This window comes from Serratia sp. Ae19-1 (assembly GCF_059801225.1).
This window is the reverse complement of record NZ_JBCHWD010000001.1, coordinates 599,090-619,758: the sequence shown is the minus strand read 5'-3', so window position 1 is coordinate 619,758 and position 20,669 is coordinate 599,090. Positions and strand designations below refer to the sequence as shown.

General features: G+C 63.0%; 23 protein-coding genes. 9 read left to right on the top strand and 14 right to left on the bottom strand.

Annotated features, from left to right (window positions below; all coding sequences use genetic code 11):
- Positions 1-24 precede the first annotated feature (24 nt).
- Together prpC and prpB are read right to left on the bottom strand one after the other, a co-directional pair.
- Positions 25-1,188, bottom strand: coding sequence for a bifunctional 2-methylcitrate synthase/citrate synthase (gene prpC / locus AAIE04_RS03085; RefSeq protein ID WP_498056475.1), 1,164 nt, complete (start codon positions 1,186-1,188; stop codon positions 25-27).
- Between the two features lie 33 nt (positions 1,189-1,221).
- Entirely contained in the window at positions 1,222-2,112 is an 891-nt protein-coding gene (gene prpB, locus AAIE04_RS03080) for a methylisocitrate lyase (protein ID WP_063919012.1), read from the bottom strand.
- 245 nt (positions 2,113-2,357) lie between these two features.
- On the opposite strand from prpB, the gene prpR reads away from it, so the two are divergent.
- On the top strand, positions 2,358-3,956 hold the full coding sequence (gene prpR, locus AAIE04_RS03075) for a propionate catabolism operon regulatory protein PrpR (protein WP_154746777.1): 1,599 nt from the start codon (positions 2,358-2,360) through the stop codon (positions 3,954-3,956).
- A 3-nt stretch (positions 3,957-3,959) separates the two neighbouring features.
- On the opposite strand, the gene AAIE04_RS03070 is transcribed toward prpR, so the two are convergent.
- Complete coding sequence (locus tag AAIE04_RS03070) at positions 3,960-4,868, bottom strand: DMT family transporter (protein WP_074054735.1); 909 nt, start codon at positions 4,866-4,868, stop codon at positions 3,960-3,962.
- A 136-nt stretch (positions 4,869-5,004) separates the two neighbouring features.
- Between AAIE04_RS03070 and AAIE04_RS03065 the strand changes: the two genes are divergently transcribed.
- On the top strand, positions 5,005-5,439 hold the full coding sequence (locus tag AAIE04_RS03065; protein ID WP_038880548.1) for an Lrp/AsnC family transcriptional regulator: 435 nt from the start codon (positions 5,005-5,007) through the stop codon (positions 5,437-5,439).
- On the opposite strand, the gene dinG is transcribed toward AAIE04_RS03065, so the two are convergent.
- The 4 genes from dinG to AAIE04_RS03045 form a co-directional block, all read right to left on the bottom strand.
- Complete coding sequence (gene dinG, locus AAIE04_RS03060) at positions 5,440-7,638, bottom strand: ATP-dependent DNA helicase DinG (RefSeq protein WP_498576466.1); 2,199 nt, start codon at positions 7,636-7,638, stop codon at positions 5,440-5,442.
- Between the two features lie 66 nt (positions 7,639-7,704).
- On the bottom strand, positions 7,705-8,052 hold the full coding sequence (locus tag AAIE04_RS03055) for a tautomerase family protein (RefSeq protein ID WP_498576465.1): 348 nt from the start codon (positions 8,050-8,052) through the stop codon (positions 7,705-7,707).
- Positions 8,042-8,374, bottom strand: coding sequence for a carboxymuconolactone decarboxylase family protein (locus AAIE04_RS03050; protein ID WP_019454641.1), 333 nt, complete (start codon positions 8,372-8,374; stop codon positions 8,042-8,044). The genes AAIE04_RS03055 and AAIE04_RS03050 overlap by 11 nt, the downstream gene beginning before the upstream one ends.
- A gap of 124 nt (positions 8,375-8,498) precedes the next feature.
- Complete coding sequence (locus AAIE04_RS03045) at positions 8,499-9,155, bottom strand: glutathione S-transferase family protein (protein WP_498576464.1); 657 nt, start codon at positions 9,153-9,155, stop codon at positions 8,499-8,501.
- A gap of 241 nt (positions 9,156-9,396) precedes the next feature.
- Between AAIE04_RS03045 and ompC the strand changes: the two genes are divergently transcribed.
- The 3 genes from ompC (at position 9,397) to AAIE04_RS03030 (ending at position 12,369) form a co-directional block, all read left to right on the top strand.
- Positions 9,397-10,494: a porin OmpC gene (ompC, locus tag AAIE04_RS03040; RefSeq protein WP_019454643.1), complete on the top strand. Its 1,098-nt coding sequence runs from the start codon at positions 9,397-9,399 to the stop codon at positions 10,492-10,494.
- Between the two features lie 179 nt (positions 10,495-10,673).
- Entirely contained in the window at positions 10,674-11,522 is an 849-nt protein-coding gene (locus tag AAIE04_RS03035) for a GNAT family N-acetyltransferase (protein WP_498576463.1), read from the top strand.
- A 16-nt stretch (positions 11,523-11,538) separates the two neighbouring features.
- Positions 11,539-12,369, top strand: coding sequence for a 5'-nucleotidase, lipoprotein e(P4) family (locus AAIE04_RS03030; protein ID WP_498576462.1), 831 nt, complete (start codon positions 11,539-11,541; stop codon positions 12,367-12,369).
- 3 nt (positions 12,370-12,372) lie between these two features.
- Here the strand turns inward: AAIE04_RS03030 and AAIE04_RS03025 are convergent, their stop codons facing one another.
- The 6 genes from AAIE04_RS03025 to AAIE04_RS03000 form a co-directional block, all read right to left on the bottom strand.
- Positions 12,373-12,891, bottom strand: coding sequence for a GNAT family N-acetyltransferase (locus AAIE04_RS03025; protein WP_019454646.1), 519 nt, complete (start codon positions 12,889-12,891; stop codon positions 12,373-12,375).
- A gap of 2 nt (positions 12,892-12,893) precedes the next feature.
- Complete coding sequence (locus tag AAIE04_RS03020) at positions 12,894-13,463, bottom strand: helix-turn-helix domain-containing protein (RefSeq protein ID WP_019454647.1); 570 nt, start codon at positions 13,461-13,463, stop codon at positions 12,894-12,896.
- Between the two features lie 69 nt (positions 13,464-13,532).
- Positions 13,533-13,844, bottom strand: a complete 312-nt coding sequence (locus AAIE04_RS03015; protein WP_019454648.1) for an AzlD domain-containing protein — start codon at positions 13,842-13,844, stop codon at positions 13,533-13,535.
- Complete coding sequence (locus AAIE04_RS03010) at positions 13,841-14,551, bottom strand: AzlC family ABC transporter permease (RefSeq protein ID WP_498576461.1); 711 nt, start codon at positions 14,549-14,551, stop codon at positions 13,841-13,843. Before AAIE04_RS03010 ends, AAIE04_RS03015 begins: the two co-directional genes overlap by 4 nt.
- A gap of 71 nt (positions 14,552-14,622) precedes the next feature.
- Positions 14,623-15,471, bottom strand: a complete 849-nt coding sequence (locus AAIE04_RS03005) for an AraC family transcriptional regulator (protein WP_198635603.1) — start codon at positions 15,469-15,471, stop codon at positions 14,623-14,625.
- Positions 15,472-15,501: 30 nt separating this feature from the next.
- Positions 15,502-16,956, bottom strand: coding sequence for an MFS transporter (locus AAIE04_RS03000; protein ID WP_498576460.1), 1,455 nt, complete (start codon positions 16,954-16,956; stop codon positions 15,502-15,504).
- Positions 16,957-17,059: 103 nt separating this feature from the next.
- On the opposite strand from AAIE04_RS03000, the gene AAIE04_RS02995 reads away from it, so the two are divergent.
- The 4 genes from AAIE04_RS02995 (at position 17,060) to AAIE04_RS02980 (ending at position 19,699) form a co-directional block, all read left to right on the top strand.
- Positions 17,060-17,713, top strand: coding sequence for a helix-turn-helix transcriptional regulator (locus AAIE04_RS02995; RefSeq protein ID WP_025159993.1), 654 nt, complete (start codon positions 17,060-17,062; stop codon positions 17,711-17,713).
- A gap of 179 nt (positions 17,714-17,892) precedes the next feature.
- Positions 17,893-18,387: a DUF2878 domain-containing protein gene (locus tag AAIE04_RS02990; protein ID WP_074054744.1), complete on the top strand. Its 495-nt coding sequence runs from the start codon at positions 17,893-17,895 to the stop codon at positions 18,385-18,387.
- Positions 18,388-18,495: 108 nt separating this feature from the next.
- Positions 18,496-19,416: a drug/metabolite exporter YedA gene (yedA, locus tag AAIE04_RS02985; RefSeq protein WP_498576459.1), complete on the top strand. Its 921-nt coding sequence runs from the start codon at positions 18,496-18,498 to the stop codon at positions 19,414-19,416.
- A 106-nt stretch (positions 19,417-19,522) separates the two neighbouring features.
- The gene (locus tag AAIE04_RS02980) at positions 19,523-19,699 is read left to right on the top strand and encodes a YohO family small membrane protein (protein ID WP_016928550.1); all 177 of its coding nucleotides are present in this window, start codon (positions 19,523-19,525) and stop codon (positions 19,697-19,699) included.
- Here the strand turns inward: AAIE04_RS02980 and AAIE04_RS02975 are convergent.
- On the bottom strand, positions 19,687-20,598 hold the full coding sequence (locus AAIE04_RS02975) for a LysR family transcriptional regulator (RefSeq protein ID WP_019454655.1): 912 nt from the start codon (positions 20,596-20,598) through the stop codon (positions 19,687-19,689). The two genes, AAIE04_RS02980 and AAIE04_RS02975, sit on opposite strands and share 13 nt — an antisense overlap.
- Positions 20,599-20,669 lie beyond the last annotated feature (71 nt).

Below are 20,669 nucleotides of genomic sequence, written 5' to 3'. Positions count from 1 at the left end.
AAATGACACGATAACGATCGGCGCTCAGCGCTGATCCAGCGGTACGAACGCCCGCGCTTCCGGCCCGGTATAGTTGGCGGACGGACGAATGATTTTGTTGTCCTGCCGTTGCTCGATGATGTGCGCCGACCAGCCGCTGACGCGCGCCATGACAAACAGCGGCGTGAACATTTCGGTGGGCACGCCCAGCTGGTAATAAGACACCGCCGAGAACCAGTCGAGGTTGGGGAACATCTTTTTGGTGTCGCGCATCACGCTCTCCAGCCGGTCGGCGATGTCATACAGCTTCATCGCGCCCGCTTCCTGCGACAGGCGCAGCGCGATCTCTTTGATCACCTGATGGCGCGGATCGGAGACGGTGTACACCGGATGCCCGAAACCGATCACCACCTCTTTGTTATCGATGCGACGGCGAATGTCGCTTTCCGCTTCGTCCGGCGTTTCATAGCGCTGCTGGATCTCCAGCGACACCTCGTTGGCGCCGCCGTGCTTCGGCCCGCGCAGCGCGCCAATGGCGCCGACGATCGCCGAATAGATATCGGATCCGGTGCCGGCGATCACCCGGCCGGCGAAGGTCGAGGCGTTGAACTCATGCTCGGCGTAGAGGATCAATGAGGCGTGCATCGCCTGCTCCCAGCTGGCGGAAGGCGCTTCGCCGTGCAGCAGGTGCAGGAAGTGGCCGCCGATGGAGTCATCGTCGGTCTCCGGCTGAATGCGTTCGCCGTTGTGGCTGTAGTGATACCAGTAGAGCAGCATCGATCCCAGCGACGCCAGCAGCCGGTCGGCGATGTCGCGCGCGCCGGCCGCGCCGTGCTGCTCTTTTTCCGGCAGGGTGCAGCCAAGGGCCGAAACGCCGGTGCGCATCACGTCCATCGGGTGAGACGCCGCCGGCAGGGCCTCCAGCACCGTGCGCACGCTGGCCGGCAGGCCGCGCAGCGCTTTCAAGCGATGTTTATAGGCATGAAGTTCGTCGCGGTTGGGCAGCTTGCCGTGGATCAGCAGGTGAGCCACCTCTTCAAACTCGCAGTGGCGCGCGAGATCGAGAATGTCGTAACCGCGATAGTGCAGATCGTTGCCGCTGCGCCCTACGGAGCACAGCGCGGTATTCCCGGCGGGCACGCCGGATAACGCCACGGATTTTTTCGGCTTATCGCCAGTCGGGCTTTGCGGAGGGATCGCTTGGCTCATACTGTCCTCATTTGGCTATTGCGTGAATGGCGCTTATTCGTCGCGCTGGCGCGCGAACAGAGCGTCGAGTTTCTCTTCGAACAAATAGTAGTTGATGCTTTCATACAGCTCGTTGCGGGTCTGCATGGTGTCGATGACGTTTTTCTGCGTGCCCTCCTCGCGCAGGGCGCGGTACACCCGCTCCGCCGCCCGATTCATCGCCCGGAAAGCCGACAGCGGATACAGCGCCATATCCACCTGCGCGCTGCGCAGCTCATCGGTGGTGAACAGCGGCGTCGCGCCGAACTCGGTGATGTTGGCGAGGATCGGCACCCCGGTCGCTTCGGCGAAACGGCGGTACATGCCCAGTTCGGTAATCGCCTCCGGGAACAACATGTCGGCCCCGGCCGCCACGTAGGCCTGAGCACGCTCGATGGCCGCCTCCAGCCCCTCTACCGCCAGCGCGTCGGTGCGCGCCATGATCACGAAGTCCGGATCGCTGCGCGCATCCACCGCCGCTTTGATGCGATCCACCATCTCTTCGGTGGAAACGATGGCCTTATTGGGCCGATGGCCGCAGCGTTTGGCGCCGACCTGATCTTCAATATGCAGCGCCGCCGCCCCGGCCTTGCTCACCGAGCGCACCGTGCGGGCGACGTTGAACGCCGAAGCGCCGAAGCCGCTGTCGACATCCACCAGCAGCGGCAGCGGGCAGACGTCGGTGATGCGGCGAATGTCGGTCAGCACATCGTCCAGCGTCGAAATGCCCAGGTCCGGCAACCCCAACGAACCGGCCGCCACGCCGCCGCCGGAAAGGTAGATGGCCTGGAATCCGGCCCGCTGGGCCAGCAGGGCATGGTTGGCGTTGATCGCACCGGCAATTTGCAGGGGTTTTTCGTTACTCAGGGCCTGACGAAAGGCGAGCCCGGGTGAGCGCAGCGTCATGACGTTCTCTCCGATTAGCTAGATGAAACAGACAGAGCAAGGGGCGGGCCAGGTTGCACTTCGGTGAGGGAAAAAATTAAAAACGATAAAAATAAGTGAGTTATAAAATCCGCGTCGCCATTGGCCAGGCCAAGCGATAAAAAACGTTTCAGTTAACGTTTCAATCGCTGTTTCACGCGGCATATTTGAAACATGACTGAAACAAGGCTACACCTACTGCAGCCACTTTCATTCGGTAACAGACTATGAGCGATCACATCACGCCACCCCGGACGCCGGACAAACCGGTGATCTGGACCGTTTCCATCACCCGTCTGTTCGACCTGTTCAGAGATATCAGCCTCGAGTTCGACCACCTGGCGACCATCACCCCGATCCGCCTCGGCTTTGAGGAGGCGGTGCAGCATATTCGCGCTCGCCTGGCGACCGAGCCTTGCGACGCCATCATCGCCGCCGGCTCCAACGGTGCCTACCTGAAAAGCCGCCTGTCGGTGCCGGTCATTTTGGTCAAACCCGGCGGCTTCGATCTGCTGCAGGCGCTGAGCAAGGCGCGCAGAACCGCCGATCGGATCGGCGTCATCACCTACAAAACGCCGCTGCCCGCGCTGATGGAGTTCCAGCAAACCTTCGATTTGCCGCTGGAGCAGCGCAGCTACGTGACCGAAGAGGACGCCCGCGGCCAGATCGCCGAGCTGAAAGCCGCCGGCATTCAGGCCGTGGTCGGCGCGGGCCTCATCAGCGATCTGGCGGAAGAAGCCGGGCTCACCGCCATTTTTCTCTATTCCGCCGCCACCCTGCGCGCCGCCTTCAGCGATGCGCTGGACGTGACGCGCCTGATGCTGGGCAACGCCAAACGCGGCGACTACGCCGCGCGCAATACCCTGCAGCCGCGCTATGGGCTGGGCGATTTGCAGGGCGACTCCCCGCAGATGGAGCAGGCGCGGCGCACCATCATGCTGTACGCCCGCTCGCCGGCGGCGGTGTTGATCGAAGGAGAAACCGGCACCGGCAAAGAGCTGGCGGCGCAGGCGATCCACCGGGAATATTTTTCCCGGCGCGGTGCGCCGTCCAGAGGCGCAACGCCGCCGTTCGTCGCCATCAACTGCGGCGCCATCGCCGAATCGCTGCTGGAGGCAGAACTGTTCGGCTATGAGGAAGGCGCCTTTACCGGCTCACGGCGCGGCGGCCGACGCGGGCTGCTGGAAACCGCCAACGGCGGCACCCTGTTTCTGGATGAGATCGGCGAAATGCCGCTGCATCTGCAGACCCGGCTGCTGCGCGCGCTGGAAGAGAAAACCGTCACCCGGGTCGGCGGGCAACAGCCGGTGGCGGTCGATTTTCGCGTCATCAGCGCCACTCACAACCGGCTGGAACAGGCGATTCAGCTGGGCGAATTTCGTGCCGACCTGTTCTACCGCCTGAGCGCCCTGCGGCTGCAGTTGCCGCCACTGCGGACGCGCGGCGACGATATCGCGATGCTGGCGGAACACTTTCTGAAACAGTCGCTGGCGGCGCTCGACGTGCCGCTGAGCGAGCCGCTGCGCACCGCCATGGCCGGCTGTTACGCCGCGCTCAGTCACTACGCCTGGCCCGGCAACCTGCGCGAGCTGCGCAACATGATGGAACGTTTGGCGCTGATGCTGAGCACCGGCGCCGCGCCAAGCGGTGAAACGCTGCAGTGGCTGCTGCCGGAACTGGCGGCGCCAACCTCGCCCGAGGCGCCAGAGCCGCCCCTTTCCGCCCAAGCAGCGCTGGCGCAATGCGGCGGCGACCACGCCGCCGCCGCCCGATTGCTCGGGATCAGCCGCACCACTTTATGGCGTCGGCTGAAAAAACCGAACTGAGCATCAGCTGCCACGCCGGCTGGCCGGCAGCGGCGTCAATCGCGGCCGCCGTTCGCCCAGCAGGTTCATGCCCGCCGCCGCCAGCAGGATAATCGCCGCGCCCAGCAGCTGCCACACCGCCAGCCGGTGGCCAAAGGCCAGCCGATCCACCAGCATGGCAGCGATCGGATAGATGAACGACAGCGAGCCGATCAGGTTGGTCGGCAGCTTCTGCAGAGCTCCGTACATCAACACGTACATCAGGCCGGTGTGCAGCACGCCGAGCGTCGCCAGCATTCCCCACTGCCCAGCGCTTACCGAGGTATGAAAATCCACCCACGGCAGCAGCATCACCGCTCCCACCGCCACCTGAATCAACGCAATAAGGTGCGGCGGCGTGCCTTTCAGCCGCTTGGCCGCCAGCGCCATCAGGGCGTAGAAAAACGCCGCGCCGAGCGCCAGCGCAATGCCCGCCAGATAATGGCTCTGTCCCCCCGCCTGCCGTGGCTGCGCCAGCACCACCAGCATCATGCCGCCAAACGCCAGCCCCAGCCATAACAGCTTGCGGGCGGTCAGCCGTTCCCCCAGAAACAGCGCCCCCAGCCCCACCAGCATAAACGGCTGGGTGTTGTACACCGCGGTGGCGATGGAGATAGACGCATAGGCATAGGCGGCGAACAGCAGCAGCCAGTTGATCACCAGCGCGACGCCGCCGGCGATCGCCAGCAGCAGCGTGGCGCGCGTCAGCGCATCGCGTCGCAGCTGCCCCAATACGCCGCACACCGCCAGCAGCACCAGCGCCCCTACCGCGCAGCGCCAAAACACCACGTTGACCACCGGCTGGCCGGACATCAGCACAAACCAGCCGATGGAGCCGGAAATCAACATCGCCGCCGTCATCTCCAGCGATCCGCGTTTTATCTCTGCATTCATGGTGCGTTTCTCCAAATCGGTCCAGAGACATAGCTTGCGGCTTTGCGGGGCGGCTTTCCATGGCATAAAAAAGGCAGATATGCTTAACTGCCTTTTTATCGTAGCTATAATCAAGAAAATACCTAACGGAGGCGTTATGGATGATATCGATCGCCAGATCCTGACTCTTTTGGCGCAGGACGCGCGCGCGTCGTTGAAGACGCTGAGCGCGCAGGTGGGGCTGTCGTCGCCGAGCACTTCGGAAAGGCTGCGGCGGCTGGAGGAAAGCGGCGTGATCCAGGGCTATACCCTGAACGTCAATCTGCAGGCGGTGGGCTACGCCTTCGAGTCGCTGGTGCGCATCAAGCCGCTGCCGGGCATGCTGAAGAAGGTCGAACAGCTGATTCAGGCGATCCCGGAAGTGGTCGAATGCGACAAGGTAACCGGCGAAGACTGCTTTATCGTGCGGCTGGTGGCGCACTCGATGGAGCAGCTCGACCACACCCTCGATCGGCTGGCCGAGCATGCGCAGAGCAACACCTCAATCGTGAAAACCACGCCGGTTAAACGCCGCCTGCCGCCGCTGCTCTGATTAACGCCGACGCTTGCGGGCGAACGGGTTGCCGCGCTTCTTCTCTTTTTTGGCCGCGTCGGCGGCGGATTTCAGCGCCGCCAGATGCGCCTTGTCGGCCTCCGGCACCGCGCGCTGTTCGATCGGGAATACCGGCAGCGACGCCAGCAGCCGCGAACCGTAATTTTTGGTCAGCAGCCGGCGATCGTAGATTACGATCTCGCCGTAGCATTGGTTGCTGCGGATCAGACGGCCGACCTGTTGGATCAGGTTGAACGAGGCGCTCGGCAGGCTCTGCACCTCGAACGGGTAACGCTTCAGCGATTTCAGCCACTCGCCCTCGGTGATGATCACCGGGCTGTCGATCGGCGGGAACGCGATTTTGTGAATATGCACCTGGGTCAGCAGCTCGCCTTTCAAATCCAGCCCTTCGGCGAACGATTGCAGCCCCACCAGCACGCTGGCGACGCCCTTCTCCACCCGCTTGCGGTGCTCTTCCACCAGCCGGTAGCGCGGCTGGTCGCCCTGCACCAGCAGCATCAGCCGCAGATCGGTCACGTAGCTGAGGAAGGTCTGCATCGCCCGGTGGCTGCTGAACAGGATCAGCATACCTTTGTGCTTGCCGCTCGCCTGCTCGGCGCGGAAAAATCGCGCCATCTCCTCGAGGTGCTCCGCTTCGTTGGCGAGCGCCGGTTCATAACGCATCTGCGGAATGACAATCTTGCCCTGCTCGACGTGATTGAACGGCGAAGCGAGCGTTTCGAAGCGATCGCCGGCCTTCTCGCTCAGCCCGCTCATCTCCTGCAAACGCGCGAAGCTGTTCAGCGAACGCAGCGTGGCCGAGGTGACCACCACGTGCGGCACCTTGCGCCACAGCAGCTTCTCCAGCTGATCGCTGACGCGAATGCCGACGCAGTGCAGATACAGATGGGTGACGTTATCGCGCAGCTCGCGCGTGACCCATTTGGAGATCGGCGCGTTCGACGACTTGTCGAGCGCCGCCAGCCGCCACAGCTTGCTCATCGCCTCCAGATAGCCCAGCGTGCGGCTCATCTGCAGGATGGCGCGATGCAGGCGCATGATATCGTGCTTGCCGGTCTGCTCAGTGAGATCGTTAAGCACGAACTCCGCCAGCCCACGCAATGCATCGGTCAGTTTGAACAGCCGAGCGCAGCTCTCCACCATCTCCGCCGGCAGCTCGCCCATTTCAAAACGGTGCTCGGCCGCCACGCTGTCGCCGGGCAGGTAGGCGCTGACCTGATGCTCGAAGATCTGCACCAGTTCGCGCAGCTCTTCGCAATGGTTCTTCAGCCGCTCGCTGTTGCTCAGCCCCGGCGGGTTCTTCGGCCGGTACTGCGTCATGCACTGCTCGACCTGGCGCACGATCATGTCCAGCTGCAGGTTGGTCGACAGCGCGGTGATTTCCCCGTCGATCTCCAGCGCGTCGCGCGCCACCTCCGGCAAATGGTGGCCTTCGTCCAGCACCAGCAGCAGTTCTTTCGGGTTTGGCAGCACCGATTCCGTCTCCAGCGCCGCCATCACCAGGGCGTGGTTGGCCACCACCACGTCGGCGCTTTCGATCTCTTTGCGGGCGATATAGAACGGGCATTCGCGGATGTAGTGGCAGTTGCGCCCCAGACAGTTGGCCTTGTCGGTGCTCAGCTTGGCCCACAGCGGATCGTCGATGCTCTGCTGATAGTGATCGCGCAGCCCGTCCCACTCGAAGCGGGCCAACGCCTTGGTCAACTTCTGGCACAGCGCCTGCTCTTCACCGCTGGACGGCGCCAGCTCGTCGTCGAGAAATAGCGTCAGATCGCCCTGTTGGCTGACGTCGGTGCTCATCGCCGCCAGGTTGCGCGGGCACACGTAGCGCCCACGGCCAAAGGCGCCGGTAAATTTCAGATCGGGGATAATCTTCTTCAGCAGCGGCAAATCTTTGCTGTAGATCTGGTCCTGCAACGCCACGTTGGCGGTGCTCACCACCAGCGGCTTGCTCTCCGCCCGCCCGACGGCGATGCCCGGGATCAGGTAAGACAGCGTTTTGCCGACGCCGGTCGGCGCCTCGATCGCCAGATGGCGCGGGTAGTCGCCGGCCAGCGTCTTCGCCACCTCGGCGATCATCTGGCGCTGGGGCGCGCGGGAAATAAAATCCGGTATTTGCTGCTGCAGGGCTTTGTACCACTGGCCAATCTGATCTTTAACTGCGGAGGAGAGCGCCATTCAACTCTTATCTAAACGAAATGATGGCGCTATTGTCCCACAGACCGCCGGCGACGTCAGCCCGAGTTACGCCTGCGGATCGATCATCGAAGCGCGCCCGGCGCCGAACGACCACTCGTCCCGCTGGGTGGTGGTGATCACCACCATCACATCCTCAGGATTCAGCCGCAGGTTTTCCGCCAGCAGCGCCGCCAGCCGCCCGTAGAAGCGTCGCTTGGTGTCGGTGTCGCGCGGCCCACCGAGATAATCGCGATCGTAGATAAGTTCGCCGGGGCGGTATTGATCGATAACCTGAAACCTGTCCGCCGGCGGCACCTCGAAGGCTTCCACCAGCGCCTGATGCAGGCTGTCGGACAAGGCTTGCAGATAGTCGGCGGACTTGCCCTGATGCAGGGCGATGCGGCTAAACGGCATGGTTGTCCTCCTGTTCCAGCTCGCGCAGGCGCGCTACGGCCGACGCCGCCGCGGGCCAGCCGGCGTAGAACGCCAGATGGGTGATGAGCTCGGCCAGCTGCTGATGCGCCACGCCGTTGCGCTGCGCCAGCTGCAGGTGAAACGGCAGCTGTTCCACGCGGTTAAGCGCCACCAGCGCGGCGACGGTGATCAGGCTGCGTTCGCGCGGGCTCAGCGCCGGCCGCTGCCAAACATCGTCAAACAAGACGCTGTCGCTGAGCTGCGCCAGCTTGGGGGCGATATCGCCGAACGCCTGTTGCCCGGCCTGGGATTTTGATGGCATCACACTCTCCTGTCAGTTGCGGATAGCCTTACGCTACCCGCCGCCGCAGCGAGTGAAAATCGGGATTTTCGGCAGGCTCGGTTCAGAAAAACGGGAGGGTTCCCCGCCGGCGGCGGGGAGGATTTTACGATACCAGCGGGGCAACGCCGTCGAAATGGGCACTCAGCAGCGCGTTCAGCTCCGGCCGCTGCTCCACCCGCTCGGCGATGGCGTACAGCCGCGGGCAGTGTTGCCGGAACCACGCACGGCCCGGCCGCCAGTTGCACATCACCGCCACGTACAGATCCAACGCGCTGAAGCTTTTGCCGAGAAACCACGGGCCCGCTGTGCCGGCGGCGGCGTTCAGCTGCTGCAATAAGCGCTCGCGATACGCCATTACCGCGTTTTTCAGCTGTTCCGCCCCCGCCGCCTGCGGCTGCCAGCGCTGCGGATGGTCGGCATAGGTGAAGGTGGGGTAAATCTCCGCGTTGATGAACAACAGCCAGCGCAGAAAACGCGGCAACAGCGGCGAACCGCCAGGGGGTGCCAGCTCGGCGTGCGGCGCGCGATCGTGCAACAGCAGAATAATCGCCGCGCTCTCCGTCATCACTTCGTCATTGGGCAACACTAAGGTGGGCACCTGGCCGAGCGGGTTCAGGGCGAACAGACGCTCCCGCTCCGGGCCGTCCTGCGTGTAATCCACTTCCTCATAGCCCCACGGGAAAGCGGTCAACACCAACGCGGCGGCCACGATCGTCGAGCCACAGCCCTGCGTACCGAACAACGTATAAGTATCGTGCATGATTCCTCCTGCAGCGAAACAAGGTATCGGTAACTGTAGACCAGCCGCTGACCGTCGGCTGAAGAAAAAATTCACCCTTTGCGCGACTTTTTTAATCGTTCGACATGAAAATGAATTTTTTGTCATAAATAGATCACATTACTACGGTAAAAATTCTCCGCCGCCAACAGTCAGGCGGCACAGTAAAACAGCAATACAACTGATGATAAGCGTCTTTTAATCGAATAAAGCAGGGTAACCCATGAAACGTAATCTTCTGGCCGTTATTATTCCGGCACTTTTACTTGCGCAAGCGGCACAGGCAGCAGAAATCTACAATAAAGACGGCAACAAACTCGATTTTTACGGTCGTGTGAAAGCCCTGCATTATTTCTCCGATGATGCCGGCAACGACGGTGATAAAACCTACGTTCGTATCGGCTTTAAAGGTGCTACCCAGATTAATGACATGCTGACCGGTTACGGCCAGTGGGAATATCAGATCGCCGCCAACCATTCTGAATCCGACGGCACCAAAGACACTAAAACGCGTCTGGGCTTCGCCGGTCTGAAATATAAAGACTTCGGGTCTTTCGACTACGGTCGCAACTACGGCATTATTTACGACGTCGGCGCCTGGACGGATATGCTGCCTGAATTCGGCGACGACGCTTACGTCAAAACCGACAACTTCATGAACGGCCGCACCAACGGCGTCGCCACCTACCGTAATAACAACTTCTTCGGCCTGGTCGACGGTCTGAAATTCGCCGTGCAGTACCAGGGCAAAAACGAAAACGACGGCCGCTCCGCCAGCAAGGCGAACGGCGACGGCTGGGGCCTTTCCTCCAGCTATGAAATCATCGACGGTCTGAGCGTGGGCGCCGCCTATGCCTCTTCCAACCGTACCGCCAGCCAGAAAGCGGGCACCTTCGGTAAAGGCGACAAGGCCGATATCTGGGCCGCCGGTCTGAAATACGACAATAACGATGTCTACCTGGCCGCGACCTACTCGGAAAGCCGCAACATCGCGCCTATTTCCGGCACCGCCACCATCAATAACCGTTCCACCTCCGTCAGCGGCTTCGCCAATAAAGCCGAAGGCCTGGAACTGGTTGCACAATATCAGTTCGATTTCGGTCTGCGTCCATCGCTGGGTTACGTTCAGCAGAAGGGTAAAGATATTGAAGGCATCGGCGATACCGACCTGGTGAAATATATCGACGTGGGCGCGTATTACTATTTCAACAAGAACATGTCGACCTATGTCGATTATAAAATCAACCAGCTCGACAGCAATAACAAGCTGGGTCTGAAAGACGACAACGTGATTGCCGTCGCCCTGACCTACCAGTTCTGATGTGATGAATGAATAACCACCACTGCAAACTTTAGCGTCACTTGATACCCAGAGTTTTATTTCGCCGGGCGGCTGCGTCCGGCTTTTTTGTTTTTATTTTCCCGCCAACGAATCCCCCGGCTTGCCTTGCCAAACAAACGGGTCTACATGTATAGCTTTCCCCCCGAGCAGAATCAGCCATGCATAACGACGGACGCTTCGATTACCACAACGCCTTGCGCTACAGCAGCGACGAACTGGCCAACATCCTCAACCACTGTTTTGAAAACTACATCGTGCGCTTCGTTGTCGACGGGCCGACCTTCGCCGCCCGCTTCGGCGCCGAAGACCTCAGCCTGAACGACAGCCTGATCGTCACCCATCGCCATGAACCGGTGGCGGTAGCGCTGATCGCCCGCCGCGGCCAGCACAGCCGGGTGGCGGCCTTTTCCGTGCGCCCGGAGATGCGCGGTCAGGGGTTGGGCAAGGCGCTGATGCGGCGGCTGGTGGCGGATGCCCGCCAGCGCGGCGATCGGCGGCTGTCGCTGGAGGTGATCGAAGGCAACGACGCCGCGCTGGCGCTGTATCATGGCGCCGGGCTGCGCATCGTGCGCACCCTGACCGGCCACCAGGCGCCGGCGGAAGTGCCGCCTGGCACGGCGACTCTGCAGGCGGTCGATCCGTTGACCGTCAGCCATCGCCTGACGGCGGAAGGCGCCACCGACCTGCCCTGGCTGATCGCCCCCGAATCGCTGTTCAAACTGCCGGGCAAACCGCAAGCCTATACGCTCAATCGTCAGGCTTACGCCGTGGTGATGCCCGGCGCCGAGCACTGCTGGCTGCGCCTGATCTACGTGCCGCCGCAGCAACGCGGCCAGGGGCATGCCCGCACCTTGCTGGCCGCGCTGCAGGCGCAGTTCGCCCCTTTGCCGCTGACCGCCAACGTCTTTGTGCCGGAGGTGGCCGCCCCCTTCTTTACGCATCTTGGCTGGCGGCAGGATCCTCTGCGTCAGTTCGAGATGGATATGCTGCTGGACAGTCCACAATAAAAAGCGAGAGATAACGATGGCAGGAAAACAGGTACGAAAACTCACCCTCGGCGCGGCGATTGGCGTCGCGCTGCTGACATTGGCCAGTTGCGCGCAGCCGCCGCGCACCGATGCGCAGGCCCAGCAGCGGCTGGCGGATCAATCGGTGCTGGCGGTGAACTGGTTCCAGCAGTCCGGCGAATACCAGGCGCTGGCGCATCAGGCGTTCAACAGCGCGCAGCGCGCCTTCGATCAGGCCAGAGCAGCACCGGATCGCAAAAAGGCGGTGGTGGTCGATCTGGATGAAACCATGCTGGACAACAGCGCCTACTCCGGCTGGCAGGCGCAGCAGGGCCGGCCGTACGACGGCGCCACCTGGGCCCAATGGACGCGAGCCGAACAGGCCCGCGCGGTGCCGGGCGCGGTGTCGTTCGCCCGCTACGTCAACGGCCATCAGGGGACGATGTTCTACGTCTCGAACCGCAAACAGAGCGAATATGCCGCCACGGTGGCCAACATGCAGAAACTCGGTTTCACCGGCATGTCGGAAAAAACCGTGCTGCTCAGCACCGACACGTCCAATAAGCAGGCGCGCTTCGACGCCATCAAACAAGCCGGTTATGACATCGTGGTGTACGCGGGCGACAACCTGAACGACTTCGGCGCCGCGACTTACCACCAGGATAACGCGCAGCGCCGGGCGTTCGTCAGCGAGAACCAGAGTAAGTTCGGCACCGAATTCATCGTGCTGCCCAACCCGATGTACGGCGATTGGGAAAGCGGCCTGGCCCGCGACTACAACAAGCTGACGCCGCAGCAAAAATTGCAGGTGCGCCAGCAGGCGATCAACGCCTGGAGCGGGCGCTAACCCTCACAGCAGTTTGTACATATAGCAGGTGGCTTCCAACGCCCCGCCGTCGCTGGCGCGGGCGTATTGCGGAATGTCGCCCGCCGCCTCGAACCCCAATTGGCGGTATAACCCCTGCGCCGCGCTGCCGCTCAGGGTGTCCAGCACCAACAGGCTGCGTTGATGGTGCGCCGCCAGCGCCTGCACTTCCTGCATCAGCAGCCGCGCGACGCCCTGCCGCCGCGCCTGCGGGTGCACCATCAGCTTGACCACTTCCGCCCGGTGGCGGCCGTTGTCCGGCATCGCCAGCAGCAGCTGCACGGTGCCGACCGGCCGGCCGTGCGCGAGCGCCACCAGCATCGCGCGTTCTCCCCGCGCCAGGGCCGGCAGCAGCCCCTGCCAAAACGCCTGCGCCTGTTCTAGCGTAAAGGGCATGACGAAACCGATGCTGGCGCCGTGCGCTACGCTGGCGTGCAGCATCTCGGCCAAGTCGGCAATGGCGCTTTGCGCCGCGCCGGCGTCCCACTGTTGCAGTTCAATCATGATTAGGGCCTGCAGATAACGAGCGTGTAATGGGCCGGCTCAGCGCCGGGGACATGGAAACGGGAGGCGCCGAACAGGCGATAGCGCAGACAGTCGCCGGGCGACAGCCGGAAAACGCGCCCTTCCAGCGTCAGTTCCAGTTGCCCGGACAGCAGCCAGAGGTGATGCTCCAGCGCCGGAATCGACGGCAGGTCGTAATCGATCTGCGCGCCGGCATCGAGCCGGGCTTCGATAAACTCGGCCTTATACAGCGCGGCGGGAGGAGAAACGGCGCGGCGCTGAAAACCGCTGGCGCGATCGACCCACACCGGCTGTTGCTGCAGCCGCAGCAGCTCCGGCGGTTCGTCTTCGATTTCACTCAGCAGGCGCGACATGGTCAGCCCGTAGGCGGCGCACAGCCGGTTCAGCAACGACGCCGTCGGGCTGGTTTCTGCGCGCTCTACCCGCGAGAGGGTCGCCCGGCTAAGATCGGTGCGCTGCGCCAGCACCTCCAGCGACCACCCTCGTTGCTGACGCAAATCCGCCAGCCGTTGCGCCAACCTCAGGTCGGCATGATCCAGACCGTTATCCACCGTTCATACTCCGCGTCAAAATCCCATATAAGAGAAATAATCTCAAATTAGAGATATGGCAAGCGGATTTTAAAAAACGCCGCGCAGCGCGATGAAAATCAGCATGCTCAGCAACACCACCGCCAGCATGTTGCGCAGGAAAAATGCCAGTATTACCGCAAACACCGCGCCCCACAGGTAAGGATTGTCCGGCGCGGCTCGCAGCTGGTCGCCGCTGAAGGCGACAATCGGCCCGCAAATCGCCGTCAGCACCGCCGGTACGGAAAAACTCAACAGGGTCTTAACGCGCGGCGACAGGCGCAGCGGCAACCCCGGAGCCAGAAAACAGTAGCGGTTGAAGAACACCACCAGCCCCATCAAGGCGATCGTCAGCCAGATCATCCGCGCCCCCCGCTGCACAGCAGCCCGACCAGCATCGCCGCCACGGTGGCGATCACCAATGCGCCCGGCGTCTGAAAATGGTGCAGCACGATGGAAAGCAGCAGCGCGGTCAGCACGCAGGCCAACACCGGCAGGCTGCGCACCAGCGGCACCACGATGGCGATAAAGGTGGCGGCGATGGAAAAGTCCAGCCCGTAACCGTCCAGATCCCCGGCGCTGCCGGCGGCCACAATGCCGAGCAGCGTGGAGAGGAACCAGCACAAATAGAAGGTCAGCCCGGCACCCAGCGCATACCAGCGGTTAAAACGCGCCGGCGTCTGTTCGCCGGTCAGCGCGAACAGCTCATCGGTGAGCAAGAACCCCAGCGCCAGCCGCCAGCACAGCGGCAGCGGCGCGATGCGCTCGCGCAACCGCAGCGCGTAAAGAAAATGCTGGGCGGTGACGAAAAAGGTCGATAACAAGATCGCCAGCAGCCCGGCGCCGCCCTTGATCATGCCCATCGCCACCAGCTGCGACGCGCCGGCGAACACGATGGCCGACATGCCCAGCCCCTGCGCCGGCGTCAGGCCGCTTTGCATCGCCATCGATCCGGCCAGTACGCCCCACGGCACCACCGCCAGGCACAGCGGCAAGATCGCCGCCCCGCCCTGCAGCGCAGGACGCAGGCGGGCGGACGGCGGTGTGATGAGGGGGATTGAATCAGTCATGCGCTTCTCCTTGGGTTGAAGAAGCCAGCTTACGGCGCGCGTGCACACGGGTATTGCACCCGATTGCCCGGCTATTTCAGCGATTTGACGTAGTCGCCCGGCGTAACGCCCATCGATTTGCGGAAATGGCGGTGGAAATGGCTTTGATCGTGAAAACCGCAGCTCAGCGCGCTGTCCAGCACGCTGCTGCCGGCCTTCAGCATGCCGCGCGCCTTGCGCAACCGCGCCTGAATTTGATAGGCATGCGGCGGCAGACCGGTGGCCTGCTGAAACTGTCGCAGCAGGTAATAAGGGCTGAGCGCCACGCGCTCCGCCAGCTCCAGCAGCGAAATGTCCGCCTCGGGAAAATCGTCGAGAAAGGCTTTCACCCGCGCCACCTGGCTTTGCGCCCGGCTCTGCGGCGCAGGGTCGATGCGGCTTTTGCCGTGCCGCAGCATCAGCCAGGTCAGCGCCGAGAACACCATGGTCTCTTTCATCAGCCGGTTCTCATCGCTGCGCAGCAGGCTGAACGCCATCCGCAGCTGACCGGCCAGGCCGATGTCATGCACCACCGGGTTGGGGAAATAAGGCGTCGCGCCGGCGCCGGTTTTCAGATCGCGCGACAAAAAGGCCAGCAGCTCCGGCGTCGGATACATCGCCTGATATGACCAGCCCTCTTCGGTGGCGGAACTGCCGGTGTGGATGTCGTCGGCGTTGACCAGAATAATGCTGCCCAGTGGCGCCACGTGTTCACCGCCGGTGCGGTAGAAGCGCTGGGCGCCGTCGTCGATGACGCCCACGCAAAAGCCTTCATGGCTATGGCGCGAGAAGGTCTGGCGGCGGTAGGTGGCCTGCAGCACTTCCAGCCCGCCGAGATCGTCGACGTGCATGAAATGGGCCTGTTCCCGGGATGCTTTACGTGCTGCGCCTTCCGCCTTCATCTTGCCTACCTCCGCTGAATGAGAGGCATTCTAGCACTCGCGCGAGGACGGGTTTTGTACAAAATTGCCCGTCTTGGCGCTCGGTGGTGCAATCGCCGCGCAGCGCCAGGCGCTGAATACCGCCAGCAGCGGCGCCAGCGCGAATGCCAGGAACAGCCAACGCGCCGCCGACGCCGCACCCGCCGCGCCCCCCGGATCGTTCAACCCCGCCAGGTTGGCTATCATCCCGGCCAGCGCCGCGCCGAATGCGGTGGCGAACAGCTGCACCGTGGTGATCGAGGCGCCGGCGATATCTTTGTCCGCTTCGGGCGCCACCTGCAAAATGCGCGTCAGCAGGTGCGGCCAGCCTAAGCCGATGCCGAACCCCACCAGCGACAGCGCAATGACGAGCGCCGTCAGCGCCTGCCAGTGGCCGCCGGACGGCACCGGCATCAGCAGCGCCAGCGCCAACAGCCCCACCAGCACGAACAGCGGCCCGCTGACGATCGCCCGGCGAATGCCCGCCCCGCGCCAGCCGGAGCTGAGGATCTCGGACAGCGTCCAGCCGGCGGCCATGGTGGCGGCGATATAACCGGAGATCAGCGGCGACTGGCCGTGCAGCAGCTGCAGGAAATACGGCACGAAGATTTCGCTGGTCATGCCGATCGTCAACAACGTGATCGTGATGTAGAGCGCCGCCAGCGATGAACCGCGCCGCAGCGCGCCGTGCGGCAACAGGCGGGCGCGCGAGTGCGCTTCGCGTTTCAGCAGCCAGGCCATCAGCGCTAACGAGAGCGCGATGCCCGCCAGGTTGATCCAGGCGCTGTGCGCCAGGCTGCCGGCGGACACCACCAGCACCGCCACGGTCAGCAACAGCAGCTGTGCGGTCGGCAATGGCGCGGCCGCCTGCTGCGCCTTGCCCTTGGGCAGGATCACAAAGGTAAACGCGGCGTACAGCACCATGATCGGCAGCAGAATGCCGAAGGCCCAGCGCCAGGCGTGCAGCTCGGCGAAAATGCCGCCCACCGCCGGCCCCACCAGGGTGGCGATGCCCCACATCGCCGAGATGAGCGCCATGATGCGCGGCCACAGCCGCTGCTCGAACACCAGGTTGATCATCGCGTAAGAGAGCGCAAAGATCAGCCCGCCGCCGAAGCCCTGCACCGTGCGGCCGATCAGCATCACCGGCATGCTCGGCGCCAGCGCACACAGGGCCGCCCCGGCGAGGAAGAACAGCGAAGCCACCAGATAGGCGCTGCGCGCGCCGTAACCGCTGAGCAAGCGGGCCGACAACGCGGAGCCGAGGATCGACGCCACCACGAACAGCGTAGTGTTCCAGGCATAGAGATCCAGCCCGCCGATATCCTGCACCACCGAGGGCAGAATGGTGGTGGCGACCAGAATATTGATGGCATGCAGCGCTACGCCGAGCGAAAGCGCGATCGCACTGGCCGCATTTTTGCCGGAGAAAAGGTCGCTCCAGCGGCTATCGTCATGGGTTATCACGGTTGTCGTCCTGTTTTCAGAGGAATGGCATTGAGTTGGTCATGAGATTGCGTTAAATTTAACAAGAGTTATCTTGGAATAAGTTAGGGCGAGGCGGAGAAATATGTCAAGAATAAACTTGGAAAATGGCGGAGGCACCGCACAATCGGTCAGTGACCGATTGCTGACGCTATTGAAAACCCGCGGCCCGCAGCAAGCTTCTGATGCAGGAAAGGTGCTCGGCACCACCGGTGAGGCGGCCCGCCAGCAGTTCGTCAAGCTGGCGAAAGAGGGACTGGTCGAAGCGGTGGCGGAAACGCGCGGCGTGGGCCGCCCGGTGCAGCTGTGGCATTTGACCTCGGCCGGCAACGCGCGCTTTCCCGATACCCATGCGGACCTGACGGTGCAGCTGCTGCGCACCGTGCGCGACAAGCTGGGCGAACAGGCGATCGACGTGCTGATCGAGACCCGCGAGCAGGAAAACCGCATCAACTACAAACAGGCGATGATCGGCGCCGCTGACCTGGAAGAGCGCGTGGCGCGCCTGACCGAAATCCGCTGCCGCGAAGGCTATATGGCCGAATGGGGCCGCGAAGAGGACGGTTCCTACCTGCTGGTAGAGAACCACTGCCCGATCTGCGCCGCCGCCACCGTCTGCCAGGGCTTCTGCCGGGCGGAACTGAGCATCTTCACCGAAGTGCTGCAGGCCCAGGTGGAACGTGCCGAGCACATTCTGGCCGGCTCGCGCCGCTGCGCCTACCGGATTTCTCTCCTGTAACGCCGATTTTTGCCCCGGTTTTCAACCGGTACAGATTATTCTGCTTGTGCACCCTGCACCTTCCCTTCTAAGGTTTAATTAACGAACATTCAGGCAAACGGCGGGCCTCGCGCCCGCTCTGGCAAATCCGTCGGCGCGTTTAGCGCGCAGCGGCAGAGTAACCCCACGGGAGTTGAACGATGAAGAAGCCGCATGCCGGATTCTGGCTGGCGACGCTGGGACTGGGCGTCTGCTGGCTGCTGGCGCTGCTGACTCGCGATCGGCTCAACGGCATACTGCTGGCCGGCGCGGCGCTGGCATTGATCTTTACCCCCGCAGCCCGCCGCAAAGGCGCGGCCCTGACCGCCTTGGGCGGTATCGGCATGGATGGGCTGTGGAGCTACAGCGGCGTGCTGCACTACAGCGGGCAACACGGCCTGCCGCTCTGGACCATCGCGCTGTGGATCGGCTTCGGCTGCTGGTGGTATTGGCTGCTGGACGTGGTCAGAGCGGCGCCCTGGCCGCTGGCGGTGTTGGGCGCCGCCGTCGGCCCCTTCGCTTACGCCGTGTCCTGGAAGCTGGACGCCTTGCTGCCCGGCGTGCCGCCGGAGTTCATGCTGCTGCTGTTGGCCATCGGCTGGTCGATTTACCTGCCGGCAGTCAGCTGGCTGCAGTGGAAACAGCAGAACCATTGAACGGCTTTCGGCAGCCGGAAAAATAATGCCGGAGGCCATTGCTTATCGGTTGCCCGATCGGGTTTACTGAGCGTTCTAATAATAATCATCCCTGCAAAATACAATCCTATGCTTAGCCAACAAAGCCGTAGCGTCCTGCCGTTGATCGGGGCGTTGTTCACGTTATATATCGTTTGGGGTTCCACCTATTTCGTCATTCGTCTCGGCGTCGCGCAGTGGCCGCCGCTGATGATGGCCGGCATTCGCTTTCTGACAGCCGGCATCGTGCTGTTCGGTTTCCTGGCCTGGCGCGGTCACGCGCTGCCGACGCCGAAGCAGTGGCTGGCCGCCGGCGTCATCGGCATTCTGCTGCTGGCGGTGGGCAACGGCCTGGTGACGGTGGCGGAACACCAACACGTGCCCTCCGGCATCGCGGCGGTGATGGTGGCGACGGTACCGCTGTTCACCCTCTGCTTCAGCCTGCTGTGGGGCATGCGCAACACCAAACTGGAATGGGCCGGCATCGCGCTCGGGTTAGTGGGCATCGTGCTGCTTAACACCGGCAACAACCTGGTGGGCAACCCGACCGGCGCGCTGCTGATCTTGCTGGCGTCGGCCAGCTGGGCCTTTGGGTCGGTATTGGGATCGCGCATCTCGCTGCCGGCCGGGCCGATGGCCGGTGCGGCGGAGATGCTGGTGGCCGGCGTAGTGTTATTGGTCGCCAGCCAACTGAGCGGCGAGCACCTGACTCAGATACCGAGCGCCAGCGGCTTTCTGGCGCTGGGGTATCTGATCGTCTTCGGCTCGATGCTGGCGATCAGCGCCTATATGTTCTTATTGAAGAACGTGCGCCCGGCGGTCGCCACCAGCTATGCCTACGTCAACCCGGTGGTGGCGGTGCTGCTCGGCATCGGTTTTGCCGGCGAATCACTGGCGCCGCGCGAGTGGCTGGCGCTGGTGATCATCGTGGCGGCGGTGGTGCTGGTGACGCTGGGAAAATACCTGTTCGCCCGCCCGGCCCGCGTGCAGGCCATCGACAGCGAACGGTAGCGATCACAAAGGGCGGTCTGCGGGCCGCCGTTAAAAACGATTCTTGTTTCACCCGGCGAAGGGGCTATAATTCCCGCTGTTCCAAGCAACCTGCGAAATTATTCCTATGCTGAAAAAAGCGTTCGTCATCGTCATCGCCCTGTGCGCCTTCGGTTCTCTGGGCGGCGTGTTCCTCGCCGGGCTGAACATCTACACCCGTTCCACCACCCCGCACGAAGAAAGCGCGCCTGCCGGGGACGCCGCCGCCACGCCGGCGCAAACCGAAACCCTTCAGGCCAAGTGATCGTCCATCCAACGCTGGCAGCGCTGCTGTAAGAAGCGCTGCAGCTGCCTGACGCGCTCCGAGATCTGCGAGCGATGCGGGCAGACCAGATTGATCGGCACCGCGTCGCTGCGCCATTCCGGCAACAGTTGCACCAGCCGCCCGGCGCGAATGTCGGCCGCCACGTCGATCGCCGACTTGCGCACCACGCCGTGCCCGGCCAGTGCCCAGCGCCGCGCCACCTCGCCGTCATCGGTAAAATAGCTGCCGTTCAGCGGCACTTCGACCAGCTCCTCACCGCGCCACAGCCGCCATTCCACCTGCCGTTTGCCGCTGGGTTGATACACCAGAATGCTGTGCCTGGCCAAATCGGCCGGCGTTTGCGGCTCGCCGTGCCGCCGTAGGTAATCCGGGCTGGCGCAGATCAACCGCCGATGCTGTGGCAAGATCGGCAGCGCCACCAGCGAAGAGTCGGCCAGCGATCCGAAACGCAACGCCACGTCCACCGGCTCGCGAAACAGGTCGGCCTGCCGATCGTTGATCAGGAGCTGCAGTTGAATATGCGGGTGCTGAAGCCGAAACTCATCCAGCCAGCCGAGCAGCAGATTGCGACCGAAATCCGACGGCGCGGAAATCTGCAGCACCCCGGACAGCCCTTGATGCTTCTCGCGGATCGCCTGCTCTCCTTCGGCCAACGCACCCAACGCCAGGCGCGCGCTGTCGAGATAGCGCGCCCCCTCCTCCGTCAGCCTCAGGCTGCGCGTTGAACGCACCAACAGCCGCGCGCCCAGCTGCTGCTCCAGCCTTTTCACCGCAATGCTGGCCGCCGCCGGCGTCATATCCAACGCGCGCGCGGCAGCGGAAAAACTGCCGCCGTCCACCGTGCGGACAAACACCTCGAGATCGACAAATGAGGTCATCAGCCCCCCCTCCTTTAGCGCCATCGATTATTAATATTAATTTACAAGTGTTTGCTATTAGGCGGGGTTTT